The sequence below is a fragment of the Lacisediminimonas profundi genome (assembly GCF_008831265.1).
In the GTDB taxonomy this organism is placed as follows: domain Bacteria; phylum Pseudomonadota; class Gammaproteobacteria; order Burkholderiales; family Burkholderiaceae_D; genus Lacisediminimonas; species Lacisediminimonas profundi.
Genome location: NZ_VTTH01000004.1, coordinates 83175 through 97939, shown reverse-complemented (window position 1 = coordinate 97939; position 14765 = coordinate 83175). Strand labels below are relative to the sequence as shown.

Genomic DNA, 14765 nt, shown 5'->3' with positions numbered 1-14765 from the left:
TGCGGCATACGGCATTGACCGCCAGTCCGCCACCTGGCCAGCCCGCCCCCCCCGGGAAAAGCTCGCGCTGCAAGGTACTATTGGAATTTGAAGATCCGGGAACAGGCAGCGCCGGGCAGGATGAAGCTTCCGCACTGACCAGTGCCCGGCTTTTGTTGAATTGCTTGTGCAAACGCAAGTCACGGCCCGGTGCCACGCTTCCACTATCCACCATGCAAACCAGAATCCAAGCATCCGTTCCGGAAATAGCATCCTGGCTGCTCGCCTCCGTCGCCCTCGTACTGACTTTGCGCCTGGGCCTGCTGGCGGCCCTGTTCGCGGGCCTGCTGGTCAATGCGCTGGTCCACATGATGGCGCCGGCGCTGGGCCGCAGGGCGAGCAGCCGCAACGCAAAGATGATCGCCGCAGGATTCCTTGCCGGCCTCGTCGTGCTGGCCCTGAGCGCAGCAGGCTGGGGGCTGGTGTCGTTTTTCCGCAGCGAAGCGGGAAGCGTGCCGGTCCTGTTACAGAAAATGGCCGACATCATCGATGCCTCGCGCAATGAAATGCCGGAGTGGTTGCGCCGCTCGCTGCCCTACGGTGTCACGGAACTGCAGCAGCAACTGACGGAACTGATGCGAAGCCATGCCCAGGACGCACGGACATTCGGCGAGGAGGCCGGCAGGACAGCGGTGCACATGCTCGTCGGCATGATCATCGGCGCCATGGCGGCCACCTATGACGCCGCGCACACGGTCCATGTCGCACCCTTGTCCAGGGCGCTGGGGGCGCGGGTCGCGACACTTTGCACGGTTTTCAAGAGCATAGCGTTTGCGCAGGTCAGGATCGCGGCGCTGAACGCAATTTTCACCGCACTGTTCCTGCTGGTTGCGCTGCCGCTGGCTGGCATTCACCTGCCTCTGCGCAAGACCATGATCGCCGTCACGTTCATCGTCGGCCTGTTGCCCGTGGTCGGCAATCTTGTTTCCAACGCCGTGATCGTCGTGATCGCATTGTCCCAGTCGCTGACCATTGCAGTCGTGGCGCTAACCTACCTGGTCGTCATCCACAAGCTCGAATACTTTCTCAATGCGAAGATCATGGGCTCGCGCGTCGATGCCCATGCCTGGGAATTATTGACAGCAATGTTGGTGATGGAAGCGATCTTCGGCTTGCCGGGAGTGGTGGCAGCGCCTGTCTTCTACGCCTATGCGAAGCGGGAGCTGGCGGACCAGGGGCTGGTCTGAGGAGAAGTCGACGGGGAAATCAGGCGGGCGCAAATCATGCGCCCGCGCCGGATCAGATCACGGACTGGAGTGAAAAGCGGGACTGCTGGCATGGCCCGGAACACCAAGCCAGCGCACGCTGGTAATGGCATACCCTTTCGAGCTGATCTGCTCGGTGGGCTTTTCGATCAGGAACTGCATCAGCGCGTCGTCGCTCTCCGCGAAGTCGACGCCGAGTTGCGCCGCTTCCCAGTCGATCGCATTCGCTTCCTCCGGAATATATCTTGTTGCGGGAACCGCAAGGTAAGAATAGCGGCCCCCTTGCTCGGGACGTCGGTAAATATCCAGCCTCATGTTTTCTCCTGTAAAAATCCGGAAACCGGAATCGGCTTCCGTACTACACGAAGACGCCACACTCAACGATCGTTGCGGGTGGCACTATGCCGAGATTTTGCTTCCTCCACATGCACTGCGTGTGAAACCAGGTTCACCGGCGCGGTGCTCTTCCTCATCCGGATGTTCAACATTTCCACCACAAGCGAAAAGGCCATTGCCGAATACACATATCCCTTGGGCACATGGTGATCGAAGCCTTCCGCTATCAGCATCACGCCGATTGCCACCAGGAAAGCGAGTGCCAGCATCTTGATCGTCGGGTGCGCCGACACGAAGCGGCCAATGGCGCCGGCAAACACCATCATCAGCGAGACCGAGGCGATCACTGCTGCAACCATCACCGCCACCTCGTCCACCATGCCGACGGCGGTGATGATCGAATCCAGGGAAAACACGATGTCGATGAGCATCACCTGCATGATGACAACGGCAAAACTCACTTGCACCGCATCCTTGACCGTTACCTCATGCGACGCGCCTACGGTGATTTCGTGGATTTCACCCACGCTTTTCCATAGCAGGAATAGTCCGCCAAAGATCAGCACCAAGTCGCGCCCCGAGATTTCCTGGCTCAGCACTGTGAACAAGGGAGCGGTGAGTCCCACTATCCAGGCCAGCACCAGCAGCAGCGCGATCCTGGTAAACATTGCGAAGAACAGACCTACCTTGCGTGCCAATTCCCGGCGCTCCGGCGGCAATTTGTCGACCAGGATGGTCAGGAAGATTATGTTGTCGATTCCCAGCACCAGTTCCAGCGCGGTCAGGGTAAAGAAGGCGATCCAGATTTGCGGATCAGCAAGTAATTCAAGCATGATTGACCCCCGCCCGCGCACGGCAGAAGAGGGCACCCGCACTGCGCGCCCGGTCGATGATACCGGCGAACTCGGCCGTGGATTGCATCGGATAGTCCTTCCATATGAAGAGATGAAACTACGGCATTCGTTCCCGACGATACCCCAAAGTTGTTCGCCCGATCACGACAACGGCCCATCTTAACGATCTTCCATTTTTTGTAAAAGTGAAGATAATGGGAGTTTTAATTCGGAAAAAACGAAGCATGGCAAAAGGCACGGGCCTGAATTACCGACACTTGTATTACTTCTGGGTGGTGGCAAAGGAGGGCAGTGTCACGCGTGCCGCCGAGCGGCTTGATGTGGCAGTGCAAACAATCAGCGCCCAGTTGACCATGCTCGAGCAATCGCTTGGCAAAGCCCTGTTGGCACCGCAAGGCCGAAGGCTGGTGCTGACTGAAGCCGGCCGCGTGGCGCTGGGCATCGCCGACCAGATCTTCCTGCTCGGAGGGCAACTGGTCGACGCACTCGCCGATTCGGAAATCGAGCACACCGTACGCCTGACAGTCGGCATTTCGGATTCACTCCCCAAGCTGATATCGGCGCGCCTGCTTGAAGCCGCGCTCAGCCTGCCGGAAAAGGTCAAACTGGTCTGTTACGAGGACAAATTCGAGTCGCTGCTCGGCGACCTCTCGGTGCATAAACTCGATGTCGTCCTGACTGATCGCCCGGTTCCACACGGCACCACGCTGCGCGTATTCAGTCATCTTCTCGGGGAAAGTGAAATCAGCCTGTTCGGCGTCAGTGAGCTGGCACAAAAGTTTCGCGCCAGCTTCCCTGCAAGCCTGACGGGAGCGCCGATCCTGCTGCCCACCCGGAACAATGCGGTCCGTGCCCGTATCGACCAATGGTTCGAGGCAAATGAGGTCCGGCCGGATATCGTTGGTGAATTCGATGACAACGCCCTGCTGAATACTTTTGGGCGAAGCGGGCTGGGCCTTTTTCCTGCGCCTTCGGCCCTTGCAAAAGATGTCCTGGAACAATTCAGCGGCGTACCAGTCGGGGAGATGACACGTGTCAAGGAGCAGTTTTACGCAATCTCCAACGAACGCAAGATCAAGCATCCCGCCATCGACGCGATCCTGACTGCAATCGACCGCGGATTCTTTTCGAAGGAAATCTGAAAGCCGCCCTTCCGCACGCCGGCGGGCCTGTGCCGCCTATTCGCCGCTTGGCTGCCCAGTTGGCTGCTGGGCTTGCTGGGCCTGCTCGAGTTCGGACAAGAAGTCCTCGAGACGGCGCAAGCCAAAATTGAGCCCGACCACCCCCTGCCTCAGCACCGGCTCGGTTCGTGCCGACCCACTGTTGAGATCCTGCGAAGGCGGCGATGGAAGCGGGTCCGTGCTGGTCCCGATGCGCGCGCCAACCGCCGGGCTCCCGCTTGCCTGCTGCTTGTCCGCCGCGGCCGGCCCGCCAGGAAAATCAACGCCGGAAGCGAACGGGGTGCTTCCCGAATTTCTTGGGCCATTAATGGTCATTCAAGCATCCGGTCGAATCACGCACGCAAGTGGACGCTTTCGCTGCCGATGGGTGGCAGCGAAGCAGTGCTGTTGTCCTTTTTCACGTAATCGCGCCAAATACCGGCGATGCTGGCGAGATTCAGCACGACAGTCTGGAGATCGGCAACCGTGAGGTGGTCATCGAACAGGTCATAAATCAACATCACTTCGCCCTGCGGACCGTCGATTGCCATGCGAACCCCGCCAGTGTCCTGCCACAACAGGTTGTAGGACAGAAGCGTCTCATAGACAGGCAACTGCGAGCCCTCGCCGGGACGTCCCAGATTGGCGCTCAACACCAGCCGCGAAGGGTTGCTGGCCCACTCGATGGTGATGGCTGATTCGTCTTCCAGCATCAGCACCCAGTTGCTTTCATCCTGCTGCAGCACCGCATCGATTTCCGTGGTTTGCGGCCCCAGTTCCTGAACGATCATCTGGGCCAGTTCGAGACTGATGGACATGGTCTTCCTCTGCGCGGTGGTTCGAGTGGAAGGCAAGCCGGACATGAGGTCGCGCGAAACACGAACCCCATGTGGATCACCGCGACCTATGTAACATCAGCGAACAATAAGTTCCATAACCGAACATAAGCAAGGGCAGGCCCTGACCGAAGTGTCGTGGTCAGATCGGCGCGGTGGGCGCGCGAGATACAACGACCAACTGCACCTGCCCACCAGCATCGCTGCCGTCCTGCTTGTAGTCGCGGATGACGCTCAGGGCAATGCGTTCAAATGCATCGCCGAACTCAAACTTGGCGCGAACTACGGGATCAGTCGCCGCCCACAACTGGCAAAATTTCTTTACTTGGTCGAGATCCGCCCCCTTTCCGCGCTGGGGAAGCATCATTTGAACAACATGACGCCGCATTGCAAAAAATGATGAGCGAATGGCGGCATCATCCGGCGAAATGCCTGCCTGCAAGGCCACGTTCTTCGACAGCGCTTCCGCCAGCACCTGGACCAGTGAATTGGTCGACCCGACCGAAAGTTCGGTGACATTTTGCAGCCCATCCACCTCGCGATCCTCTTTGCGGCGGTCGATATCGCTGCGGATCTGCACATTGCCGATGCCCGATCGATTGGGCTTGCCGGCGACCGGGAGCGGCGGAACCGAAGTTGCGGTGGCAGGCCTGGCGCTGGACGCAGGGCGGGACTGAAGCGATGACAAGCCGGACGAAAGGCCATTCAATTTATTCGACATGAGGGACACTCCTTCTGATCCTGGTATGGCGGAAGGCATCTGATCTTGAGATGCGGGGCTATGTAACATCGGGCGACAATCGGTTCCATGAGCCTGACGACCCTCACTTGAACCGATTGAAGCATCGAATACGTTTTGTCCCTTTCGTGCCTTTGGCGCCTTTTGTCCCAGCTACCGTGACCGAGGTTCCGACAGACTGACGCTGATGACGCCGCCCTTGCCCTGAATGATGGGACGCAGGCGTTTGCTTTTCTCGCGCGCACCCGGATCATCGGGATCCAGGCGGGCCGCCCGGTCATAGGCACGCATGGCCATGCGCACGTGCGCATCGCCCAGGTTTTCCTGCGCCTCGACATAGCCTGGCTGGATGCGAAGCGCCTCGCTGAAGGTGGACTCGGCCCTCTCGTACTGGCCGAACCACAAAAGGAGGACGCCGAGATTATTGTATGGCTCCGCCAATTCCGGATGGGTCCGCGTCAATGCGGTATAGATCTCGATCGCTTCGTTGACCTTGTTCTGCTCGGCAAGCGCGCGAGCCCGGGAGAACAAGGCCCCCGGATCCGGCAATTTTTCCCGGATATGGATGCTGGCATCCCTCAGGATCTCCCTTCGGTTCCCGGTGCCGGTATCAAGAGTGTCGCCGGCCTCCGCCAACGCCGGCGCGGCACACACGGCAATCATCAACATGGCGGCAAGCCGTCTCATCTCTTTACACCCCCTTCCTGGCGCGCACCCGTCTCCGACGCTTGCGGTAAGCTATGTTGCCGCATTGCACAGGCGACATCAATATTTGCATTAAGGAAATAAAATGGCAGGAGATAGTTTTTCGAGCGAAGACTGGAGGCGATTCATTTCCAGCCTGGGTGAAAATCCGGATCGCCCCGGCCTGTCGGACACGCCCGCAAGGCTGGGCCGGGCATGGGCGCACTGGACTTCGGGCTACCAGCAGGATCCGGCGGAAATACTCAAGACCTTCGAGGATGGCGCCGAAGAATATAACGAACTGATCGTGGTGCGCGGCATTCCGGTCTACAGCCATTGCGAGCACCACCTGGCACCGTTCTTTGGAACCGCGACCGTCGGCTATGTGCCGGACGGGCGTATCGTCGGCTTGTCCAAGCTCACCCGCCTGGTCGACTGCTTCGCCAAACGCCTGCAGGTGCAGGAGCGCCTCACGAGCCAGATCGCGAACGCCATGATGTTCCATCTGCGTCCCAAGGCGGTTGGCGTGGTCGTGCGATGCCGGCACATGTGCATGGAAAGCCGGGGAATACGCACCCCCGGGGAAGAGACCGTGACCTCGGCCATGCTCGGTGAACTGCAGCCGAACCTGGGAATGCGAACAGAATTCCTGGCCTTGGCGCGAGAGTAAGCGACTACTACTCGTCGTTGGAAGGCAGGCGCACCATGTACTGTCCGGACTTTTCGTCGCGCTGGATCTGCAGCAGGTTGTGCTTCTGCGCGTCTTCCAGCATCTGCCGGAATGAACGGTAGCCATAGGCGGATTCGGTGAACCCCGGCTTGCGCCGTTTCATGGTCTGCTTGACCATGGAGCCCCACAGCTTCTCTTCCTCGCCGCGCTCTTCCAGCAGCGCCTCAATCGTCTCCATCATCAGATCCAGGCCTTCCTGGGCCAGTCCCTCATGGGGCTTTTCCTCTTCGCGCCTGGAGGAAGGTGCGGCCTTTGCGTCGGCTGCGGCCGCTGCGCGCGGCGCTTTCTTCTCGGGTGCCTTGCGCTTGCGCTTCTGCGCCTGGACCACCAGGTCGTCGTAGAAAATGAACTCGTCGCAGTTGGCTGCCAGCAGGTCTGAGGTCGAACTACGCACGCCAATGCCGATCACATATTTGTTGTTCTCGCGCAGCTTGGACACCAGCGGGGAAAAATCGGAGTCGCCGCTGATGATGACGAAGGCGTCGACGTGGGACTTGGTGTAGCAGAGGTCGAGTGCGTCGACCACCATCCGGATGTCGGCAGAATTCTTGCCGGACTGGCGCAGGTGTGGGATCTCGATCAGTTCGAACGATGCCTCGTGCATCGTCTTCTTGAATTCCTTGAAACGATCCCAGTCGCAGTAGGCTTTCTTGACCACGATGCTGCCCTTGAGCAACAGTCGCTCCAGCACGCGGAGGATGTCGAAATGCGGGTAGTTGGCGTCGCGCACGCCGAGTGCAATGTTTTCGAAGTCGCAGAAAAGCGCGAGATTGGTGACTTCAGGCTGACCGGCCATGTGGTCCTTCTTGATGGGGTTTATCTTGCCCGCAGTGTGCCCCCCAAACCCGGGCCGGGCAAGCCCAACCAGGCGTCAGCTTGCGGCAGTAACTGCCCGTCGGGAGTTCACCCATGCCGGGCGCACAAAAAAAAAGCCCGCTCAGAGAGCGGGCTGAATCTATATCAAAGGAGGAGACATAGAGGAGACAGGTGCGAGTATAGGGAGACTGCCACTGTCGATCCAATTTCGATTCGCCATACCAGATATAGCTTTTGTGAATACCGGGACCCGCTTCACGCTTTGCGGCGCGGACGCTTTGGCGCCAGCATCGTATGCCGGCAGTCGGGGGAGCCGCAACGGCATTCGTAGGCCCGCTTCACCGCGGGCGTGTGGCGTTCCTCTACGATCAGGCCGTAGTCGTAGTTCAGCTCCTCACCCCGCCGCAGATCGCGCAATGCATGGATGTAGACGTGGCCGTGTTCCTCTTGTGCCTCGCAGTTCGGCTCGCAACTGTGATTGATCCAGCGAGCGTCATTGCCCTGGTCGCCGCCGTCGATCAGCTTGCCGCTTTCGAGACTGAAGAAGAAAGTGTGGAAGGGATTCTCCGGATCCTTGCCGGAACGCCGGTCGGCCTCGCGCTGGGTGATGCGCGCCCCCCCGTATTCGATGATCCGGGTGCCGGCCGGTATCTTGCGGGCAGCGAATACGCCGTTGCCATGGACCTTTGAATGCCGCACGACGATCAGGTCGTTGCCAGGCACTTGCTTCGCTTCGGAACTGCTCATGAGCTGGTAATTTTCAGGTAGTAAGGGGAAAGGAAACTCGCGCGACAAAACGGTGCAGAAAATCCGTGAAAACGTGCCGCCGGCGAGCATCGCATGCACCGCGCTGTTGCGATGAAAATGAAGGAAACGAAACAGCAATTCTACTGTGAACTTGTTGCTTCGCAAGCACTCGGTATAAAAGTGTTTTGCGCCGACAACTTTCACTGGCGGCACAATTTCTTCGGCGTATTATTAATTCGCGACCTCCTCGCGGCGCGACTGATTCCAGCAGTCCTGTCTGGAAAGATTTCAAAGGATCAGGCCCTTATGAAAATTTTCGACAACTACGCATCCCGTTACGAAAAAACCCGCGAGGAGGAAATGTCCTTGCAGGACTACCTGGAACTCTGCAAGCGCGACCGGATGGCCTACGCAAGCGCCGCCGAGCGCATGCTCGCCGCCATCGGCGAACCCGAGTTGCTCGACACCCGCCACGATCCCAGGTTGTCACGCATATTTGCCAACAAGGTCATCAGGATCTATCCGGCGTTCCGCGAGTTCTACGGCACCGAGGAAGTCATCGAACAAGTCGTGTCCTACTTCCGCCACGCGGCGCAGGGACTCGAAGAGCGCAAGCAGATCCTGTACTTGCTCGGACCGGTCGGTGGCGGCAAGTCGTCAATCGCAGAAAAGCTCAAATCCCTGATGGAAGAAATTCCGTTCTATGCAATCAAGGGATCTCCGGTCAACGAGTCTCCGCTTGGCCTGTTCGACCCGAACGAAGACGGCACCATCCTGGAAGAGGATTTCGGCATCGCCAGCCGCTACCTGCGCGGCATTCCCAGTCCGTGGGCTGTGAAGCGGCTGCATGAATTCAACGGCGACATCAACAAGTTCCGGGTCGTCAGGCGTTACCCGTCCGTGCTGCGGCAGGTCGCGGTTGCCAAGACCGAGCCAGGCGACGAAAACAACCAGGACATCTCGTCGCTGGTCGGCAAGGTCGACATCCGCAAGCTGGAGAGCTTTTCGCAGGACGATCCGGATGCCTACAGTTATTCCGGCGGCCTGTGCCTGGCCAACCAGGGCCTGCTCGAGTTCGTCGAAATGTTCAAGGCGCCGATCAAGGTGCTGCACCCGCTGCTGACGGCGACCCAGGAAGGAAACTACAAGGGCACCGAAGGTTTCGGCGCCATCCCGTTCGACGGCGTGATCCTCGCCCATTCCAACGAGTCGGAGTGGAAGACCTTTCGCAACAACAAGAACAACGAAGCATTCCTGGACCGGATCTATATCGTGAAGGTGCCCTACTGCCTGCGCGTGTCCGACGAGATCCGGATCTACGACAAGCTGCTGCGGCATTCGTCGCTGGCCAGTTCGCCGTGCGCACCCGGCACACTGAAGATGATGGCGCAGTTCTCGATATTGTCGCGCCTGAAAGAGCCTGAAAACTCCAGTATCTACAGCAAGATGCAGGTATATGACGGCGAAAACCTGAAGGACACCGACCCCAGGGCGAAGTCCAGGACCGAATACGCCGACTATGGCGGCGTCGATGAAGGCATGAATGGCCTGTCTACCCGCTTCGCCTTCAAGATCCTGTCCCGTGTATTCAATTTCGACAGCGCCGAGGTGGCTGCCAACCCGGTCCATCTGCTGTACGTGCTGGAGCAGCAGGTCGGCCGCGAACAGTTCCCGCCGGAGACTGAACAGCGCTACCTCGCCTACATCAAGGAATACCTGGCGCAGCGCTATGTCGAGTTCATCGGCAAGGAAATCCAGACCGCCTATCTGGAGAGTTACTCGGAATACGGCCAGAACATCTTCGACCGTTATGTGAGCTTTGCCGATTTCTGGATCCAGGACCAGGAATTCCGCGACCCGGATACCGGCGAAAGCTTCAACCGCGAAGCGCTCAACAACGAACTGGAAAAGATCGAGAAGCCGGCTGGCATCTCCAATCCGAAAGATTTCCGCAACGAGATTGTCAACTTCGTTCTGCGCATGCGCGCCCAGAACAACGGCAAGAACCCGGCCTGGACCAGCTATGAGAAATTCCGCAGCGTGATCGAGAAGAAAATGTTCTCGAACACCGAAGAGCTGCTGCCCGTGATCTCGTTCAACGCCAAGGCGAGCGCCGAAGAAGCCAACAAGCACAAGGAGTTCGTGTCGCGGATGGTGGAAAAAGGCTATACCGCAAAGCAGGTACGCCTGCTGTGTGAATGGTACCTGCGGGTGCGAAAGTCATCCTGATCGAAGCGGGCCTGACACCCTGCCGCATGGCAGGGCGGGACTGCATTCCCCCGGCGTGCATGGCACCGTCGCCGGGATTTGGCGGGCCGAACGCATGGCAGTAACGGGAGATGATATTGACTTACTTGATCGACCGGCGCCTGCAGAGCAAGAACAAATCTGCAGTCAACCGTGAGCGCTTCCTGCGGCGATACAAGGAGCAGGTGAAGCAGGCAGTGGAGCGGGCCGTCAAGGGCCGCTCCATCCGCGAGATCGCAGGGGGCGAGAAAATATCGATACCGGCGAAGGACCTGAATGAACCCGGCTTCGGCCACTCGCGCGGCGGCGTGTGGGAAACGGTCAACCCCGGCAACAAGGAGTTCATCAAGGGCGACAAGATCGCCCGTCCCCCTGGTGGGGGCGGCCACGGCAAGGGCAATGCCGGCAACAGCGAGGAAGTCAGCGAGGACGACTTCGTGTTCGAATTATCGAGGGAAGAGTTCATGAGCTACTTCTTCGAAGACCTCGAACTGCCGAACATGGTAAAGAAGCAGCTGGCATCGACGGTGGAATTTCGTCCCCAGCGCGCCGGATACACGGTATCGGGAACGCCCGCCAACATCCACGTGCTGCGCTCGCTGCGCGGAGCGCTGGCGCGCCGGATCGCCGTCACCTCGGGACCGGCGGCAGAGCTGCGCGAGGCAGAACAGGAACTGGAGCAGCTGCAGCTGATCGTGGCCGACGACGACCTCGGGCTGGCAAAGGCCAGGCGCAGGGTGGAAGCGCTGAAAATCCGCATCGGTGCGATTCCTTTCATCGACCCTTTCGACCTGCGCTACAGCAACCGCATCAAGGTTCCGAAGCCATCCAGCCAGTGCGTGATGTTCTGCCTGATGGACGTGTCGGGATCGATGGACCAGCAAAAAAAGGATATCGCCAAGCGATTTTTCATCCTGCTCTACCTGTTCCTGAACAAGGTTTATGAAAGGATCGAACTGGTATTCATTCGTCACCACACCACTGCCACCGAAGTCGACGAGCACGACTTCTTCAATTCGCGCGAATCGGGTGGCACCGTGGTGTCATCCGCCCTGCACATGCTGGACAAGGTACTCACCGAGCGCTACAGCAGCAGCGACTGGAACGTCTATGTAGCGCAGGCGTCCGATGGCGACAACTGGGACAAGGATTCGGTCAGTTGCCGCCAGCTGCTGACCGATACCATCATGCCGATGGTCCAGTATTACGCATACGTCGAGATTACCGAGGGCGAGCCGCAAAACCTCTGGTACGAGTATCTCGCCGTGGCCGACGCGCACCCCCACTTTGCGATGCAGAAAATCGAGTCGCCGGCAGACATCTTTCCGGTATTCCGCGAACTGTTCAAGAAGCAGACAAAATGATCAAGCTAATGGATGCACCTGCCATCGAGCGCCGACTGCCGGAGCAGTCGGAATGGACATTTGAGCTGATCGAACTCGCGCACGAGGAGATCCGGCGTGTGGCAGCTGGCTTTGGCCTCGACACCTATCCGAACCAACTGGAGATCATCACTGCGGAGCAGATGATGGACGCCTACGCCTCGATTGGCCTGCCGGTGTCTTACAACCACTGGTCATTCGGCAAGCACTTCCTGCAGACCGAAAAAAGTTACCGCCGCGGGCAGATGGGCCTGGCGTATGAAATCGTCATCAACTCCAACCCCTGCATTGCTTACCTGATGGAAGAAAACAGCCTGATGATGCAGGCGCTGGTGATCGCGCACGCTGCCTATGGTCACAACTCCTTCTTCAAAGGCAACTACCTGTTCCGCACCTGGACCGATGCCGAGGCGATCGTTGACTACATGCTGTTTGCGAAGAACTACATTGCGGAATGCGAACGGCGGCATGGGGTGGACGCCGTGGAGCAACTGCTTGATTCCTGCCACGCGCTGCAAAACTACGGCGTGGACCGCTACAAGCGTCCCAACCGCATTTCGATGCAGGAAGAAAACGAGCGGCAGCGCGACCGCGAGCAATACCTGCAAAGCCAGGTCAACGACCTGTGGCGCACGATTCCGCGCCGCGAACAGGCGAGCGCCGCGCCCTCGGGCCCACGCCGGTTTCCGGCGGAACCGCAGGAAAACCTGCTGTACTTCATAGAAAAGTCAGCCCCGCTGCTGGAACCGTGGGAGCGCGAGATTGTGCGCATCGTGCGCAAGATCTCGCAGTACTTTTATCCGCAGCGCCAGACGCAGGTGATGAACGAAGGATGGGCGACTTTCTGGCATTACACGATCCTGCACCAGCTCTACGATGAAGGCGTGGTCGGCGACGGCTTCATGCTCGAATTCCTGCAGAGCCACACCAATGTCGTGTACCAGCCGCCGATCAACAGCAGTCACTACAGTGGCATCAACCCTTATGCCCTCGGGTTTGCCATGATGCGGGACATCCGGCGCATCTGCGAGTCGCCCACCGACGAGGACCGGCGCTGGTTTCCCGATATCGCCGGCAGCGACTGGAAGACGACGCTCGACTTTGCCATGCGCAATTTCAAGGACGAGAGCTTCATCGCACAGTTCCTGTCACCCAGGCTGATCCGCGACTTTCACTTCTTTGCCGTGCTCGATGACGACCAGCAAGAGAAGCTGTCCGTATCGGCGATCCATGACGACAACGGCTATCGCTACATCCGGCAGCAACTGTCCTCGCAGTACAACTTGCACAGCCGGGAACCAAACATCCAGGTGTGGTCGGTAGATACCCATGGCGACAGGTCGCTGACCCTGCGTCATTCCGAATTCCAGCGCCGCCCGCTCAATGCGCAGACCGACGAAGTCCTCAGGCATGCCGCGCGTCTGTGGGGTTTCGACGTGATTCTCGAAACCGTTGACGATCAAGGTGCTGTGAACGCGACGCGGGAATGCAAACTGGAGAAGCACGGAAAGGCTGCTTGACCGCGTTTCTGTAAATTTTTCCGGGTACTGTAGTTTGTGCCGCAAATCTTGATGCATTCGCGCGTGTCTTCACTGGCGGTGCCCGGCGCATTTCTGGCACAACGCTTGCGTGCCCCTTCCGTTCAAGGACAGCTTTCCTCCGAAGGCTGCGAGAGGAGACACGCATGAACGCGAAACTCAGGCAACTCAACCAACGCTCGGGCTTTGTCCTGTTGAGCATCATCAGCGCCGGCTTCCTCGTCGCCGCGATGACAGTGCATCCGGCAGAGTTGCCGAAGCAGCCGGTCAAGGCCGCCTGCACGATCAACCAGTCGGCCTGACCGGGATCTGATTCCATCCGGCAGTCCGCCTGCGCGCACACGGGCGTTTCTCGCGAACCTGGTTTCTGCGGCTTTCTTCCCCTGGAGCACGAATGGACAATGACGACATCATCGCCACGCTGAACCACCTGATCCAGACCTGCAAGGACGGTGAGGAAGGATTTCGGGTATGCGCGGCGGACATCAGCGACCCGCAGCTGAAGACGCTGTTCGTGGGCCGCGCAGAGACCTGTGCCAATGCGGCGCGAGAGTTGCAGGAGCAGGTGGTCGCGCTGGGGGGAGATCCGGAGACTGCGGGCACCCTTTCCGAAACACTGCACCGGCGCTGGACCGATATCAAGGCCGCCCTGATCGGCATGGACGACGAGGAAATCCTGGGCGAATGCGAGCGCGGCGAAGATGTTGCCGTAAATAGCTATCGCAATGCCCTCAGGGATGATTTGCCACCCACGCTGCGCAGCATGGTGGAAAGACAATACAAAGGCGCCATGCGCAATCATGACCAGGTAAAAGCCTTGCGTGACCAGTTCAGGACAGCGAAAAACATCACTCGCCATTAGTCCGGGACTGCTGCGGTGGCCTTGCGGCGGGTAGCCAGGTTCGCTCCGGATACTGCATCAGCACTTGTGACCGTGAAGGAAAGGATTTAGCATCCGTGGCTTTCCACACCGGTTGATAGCCATGGGCCATCCTGATCCTGTTTTTGTCACTGCTGACGTGTCCTGGGCCGATTTCAACAGAGGCTTGCCGCACGGACGCTACCGCGTAGTAATCAACCCCGAGCTGGCGCAAAAATATGTGGCGGCACGACTACTGATCAAGCTGATCTCCCTGCCTGTGCTCGGGATCGGCGTGGCGCTCGCCATTTCCGGTTATCCGCTGGCCGGATTGCCGCTGGTGGCGCTGGGCCTGCTGCTGCCGCGAATCGTGAAGAAGAAGGCGCCGCAATTGCTGCTGCACCTGGTCACGCGCGATGCGGCAATCTACAAGGATGCAATCGAGCACGAAATCCTCGAGGTGCGCGAGCCGGCACGTCCCGACAACGACGCCTGATAGCGGATTTGACGGACCTCAAGCGCGCTGGATGTGTGCCGATTGTTTTTTCGCCGCGGAGGTCAAGCAAGGGTGACCAATCCAATCGCGCCAAACC

Annotated in this window: 16 protein-coding genes; 9 read left to right on the top strand and 7 right to left on the bottom strand. The window is 59.0% G+C overall.

From position 1 onward, the window contains the following. Positions 1-212: 212 nt before the first annotated feature. Positions 213-1226: an AI-2E family transporter gene (locus FVE66_RS12770; protein WP_151447840.1), complete on the top strand. Its 1014-nt coding sequence runs from the start codon at positions 213-215 to the stop codon at positions 1224-1226. A gap of 57 nt (positions 1227-1283) precedes the next feature. Here FVE66_RS12770 and FVE66_RS12765 read toward each other — a convergent pair whose 3' ends face one another. Both FVE66_RS12765 and FVE66_RS12760 read right to left on the bottom strand, forming a co-directional pair. Further along, a complete protein-coding gene (locus tag FVE66_RS12765; protein WP_151447839.1) occupies positions 1284-1559 on the bottom strand; it encodes a DUF6139 family protein in 276 nt (91 codons plus the stop codon). 62 nt (positions 1560-1621) lie between these two features. Next, entirely contained in the window at positions 1622-2413 is a 792-nt protein-coding gene (locus tag FVE66_RS12760) for a TerC family protein (RefSeq protein ID WP_151447838.1), read from the bottom strand. Positions 2414-2658: 245 nt separating this feature from the next. Here FVE66_RS12760 and nhaR point away from each other — a divergent pair, with 245 nt between their 5' ends. Continuing rightward, a complete protein-coding gene (gene nhaR / locus FVE66_RS12755; RefSeq protein WP_151447837.1) occupies positions 2659-3576 on the top strand; it encodes a transcriptional activator NhaR in 918 nt (305 codons plus the stop codon). A 371-nt stretch (positions 3577-3947) separates the two neighbouring features. Here the strand turns inward: nhaR and FVE66_RS12745 are convergent, their stop codons facing one another. The 3 genes from FVE66_RS12745 to FVE66_RS12735 form a co-directional block, all read right to left on the bottom strand. Further along, a complete protein-coding gene (locus FVE66_RS12745) occupies positions 3948-4412 on the bottom strand; it encodes a type III secretion system chaperone (RefSeq protein ID WP_161993272.1) in 465 nt (154 codons plus the stop codon). 160 nt (positions 4413-4572) lie between these two features. Beyond that, on the bottom strand, positions 4573-5010 hold the full coding sequence (locus tag FVE66_RS12740; protein ID WP_151447834.1) for a hypothetical protein: 438 nt from the start codon (positions 5008-5010) through the stop codon (positions 4573-4575). A 312-nt stretch (positions 5011-5322) separates the two neighbouring features. Then, positions 5323-5838 carry a tetratricopeptide repeat protein gene (locus tag FVE66_RS12735; RefSeq protein ID WP_161993270.1) on the bottom strand — a complete coding sequence of 172 codons (516 nt, stop codon included), beginning with the start codon at positions 5836-5838 and terminating at the stop codon, positions 5323-5325. Between the two features lie 121 nt (positions 5839-5959). Here FVE66_RS12735 and folE point away from each other — a divergent pair, with 121 nt between their 5' ends. Then, positions 5960-6523, top strand: coding sequence for a GTP cyclohydrolase I FolE (gene folE / locus FVE66_RS12730; protein WP_151447832.1), 564 nt, complete (start codon positions 5960-5962; stop codon positions 6521-6523). Positions 6524-6530: 7 nt separating this feature from the next. On the opposite strand, the gene FVE66_RS12725 is transcribed toward folE, so the two are convergent. Together FVE66_RS12725 and FVE66_RS12720 are read right to left on the bottom strand one after the other, a co-directional pair. Next, complete coding sequence (locus tag FVE66_RS12725) at positions 6531-7379, bottom strand: NYN domain-containing protein (RefSeq protein ID WP_151447831.1); 849 nt, start codon at positions 7377-7379, stop codon at positions 6531-6533. Between the two features lie 275 nt (positions 7380-7654). Beyond that, positions 7655-8146, bottom strand: coding sequence for an SET domain-containing protein (locus tag FVE66_RS12720; protein ID WP_151447830.1), 492 nt, complete (start codon positions 8144-8146; stop codon positions 7655-7657). 306 nt (positions 8147-8452) lie between these two features. Between FVE66_RS12720 and FVE66_RS12715 the strand changes: the two genes are divergently transcribed. The 6 genes from FVE66_RS12715 (at position 8453) to FVE66_RS12695 (ending at position 14668) form a co-directional block, all read left to right on the top strand. Next, on the top strand, positions 8453-10375 hold the full coding sequence (locus FVE66_RS12715; RefSeq protein ID WP_151447829.1) for a PrkA family serine protein kinase: 1923 nt from the start codon (positions 8453-8455) through the stop codon (positions 10373-10375). 116 nt (positions 10376-10491) lie between these two features. After that, positions 10492-11757, top strand: a complete 1266-nt coding sequence (locus FVE66_RS12710) for a YeaH/YhbH family protein (RefSeq protein WP_151447828.1) — start codon at positions 10492-10494, stop codon at positions 11755-11757. Then, positions 11754-13295, top strand: coding sequence for a SpoVR family protein (locus tag FVE66_RS12705; protein WP_151447827.1), 1542 nt, complete (start codon positions 11754-11756; stop codon positions 13293-13295). The genes FVE66_RS12710 and FVE66_RS12705 overlap by 4 nt, the downstream gene beginning before the upstream one ends. Positions 13296-13459: 164 nt before the next feature. Further along, complete coding sequence (locus FVE66_RS20190) at positions 13460-13615, top strand: hypothetical protein (RefSeq protein ID WP_161993269.1); 156 nt, start codon at positions 13460-13462, stop codon at positions 13613-13615. A gap of 92 nt (positions 13616-13707) precedes the next feature. Continuing rightward, entirely contained in the window at positions 13708-14175 is a 468-nt protein-coding gene (locus FVE66_RS12700; protein ID WP_151447826.1) for a PA2169 family four-helix-bundle protein, read from the top strand. Between the two features lie 121 nt (positions 14176-14296). Continuing rightward, positions 14297-14668: a hypothetical protein gene (locus tag FVE66_RS12695; protein WP_151447825.1), complete on the top strand. Its 372-nt coding sequence runs from the start codon at positions 14297-14299 to the stop codon at positions 14666-14668. Positions 14669-14765 lie beyond the last annotated feature (97 nt).

Bases quoted from the DNA above. Each gene is read 5' to 3' on its own strand.
- FVE66_RS12770 (WP_151447840.1), top strand. From the start codon at position 213: ATGCAAACCAGAATCCAAGCATCCGTTCCGGAAATAGCATCCTGGCTG.
- FVE66_RS12765 (WP_151447839.1), bottom strand. From the start codon at position 1,559: ATGAGGCTGGATATTTACCGACGTCCCGAGCAAGGGGGCCGCTATTCT.
- FVE66_RS12760 (WP_151447838.1), bottom strand. From the start codon at position 2,413: ATGCTTGAATTACTTGCTGATCCGCAAATCTGGATCGCCTTCTTTACC.
- nhaR (WP_151447837.1), top strand. From the start codon at position 2,659: ATGGCAAAAGGCACGGGCCTGAATTACCGACACTTGTATTACTTCTGG.
- FVE66_RS12745 (WP_161993272.1), bottom strand. From the start codon at position 4,412: ATGTCCATCAGTCTCGAACTGGCCCAGATGATCGTTCAGGAACTGGGG.
- FVE66_RS12735 (WP_161993270.1), bottom strand. From the start codon at position 5,838: ATGTTGATGATTGCCGTGTGTGCCGCGCCGGCGTTGGCGGAGGCCGGC.
- folE (WP_151447832.1), top strand. From the start codon at position 5,960: ATGGCAGGAGATAGTTTTTCGAGCGAAGACTGGAGGCGATTCATTTCC.
- FVE66_RS12725 (WP_151447831.1), bottom strand. From the start codon at position 7,379: ATGGCCGGTCAGCCTGAAGTCACCAATCTCGCGCTTTTCTGCGACTTC.
- FVE66_RS12720 (WP_151447830.1), bottom strand. From the start codon at position 8,146: ATGAGCAGTTCCGAAGCGAAGCAAGTGCCTGGCAACGACCTGATCGTC.
- FVE66_RS12715 (WP_151447829.1), top strand. From the start codon at position 8,453: ATGAAAATTTTCGACAACTACGCATCCCGTTACGAAAAAACCCGCGAG.
- FVE66_RS12705 (WP_151447827.1), top strand. From the start codon at position 11,754: ATGATCAAGCTAATGGATGCACCTGCCATCGAGCGCCGACTGCCGGAG.
- FVE66_RS20190 (WP_161993269.1), top strand. From the start codon at position 13,460: ATGAACGCGAAACTCAGGCAACTCAACCAACGCTCGGGCTTTGTCCTG.
- FVE66_RS12700 (WP_151447826.1), top strand. From the start codon at position 13,708: ATGGACAATGACGACATCATCGCCACGCTGAACCACCTGATCCAGACC.
- FVE66_RS12695 (WP_151447825.1), top strand. From the start codon at position 14,297: ATGGGCCATCCTGATCCTGTTTTTGTCACTGCTGACGTGTCCTGGGCC.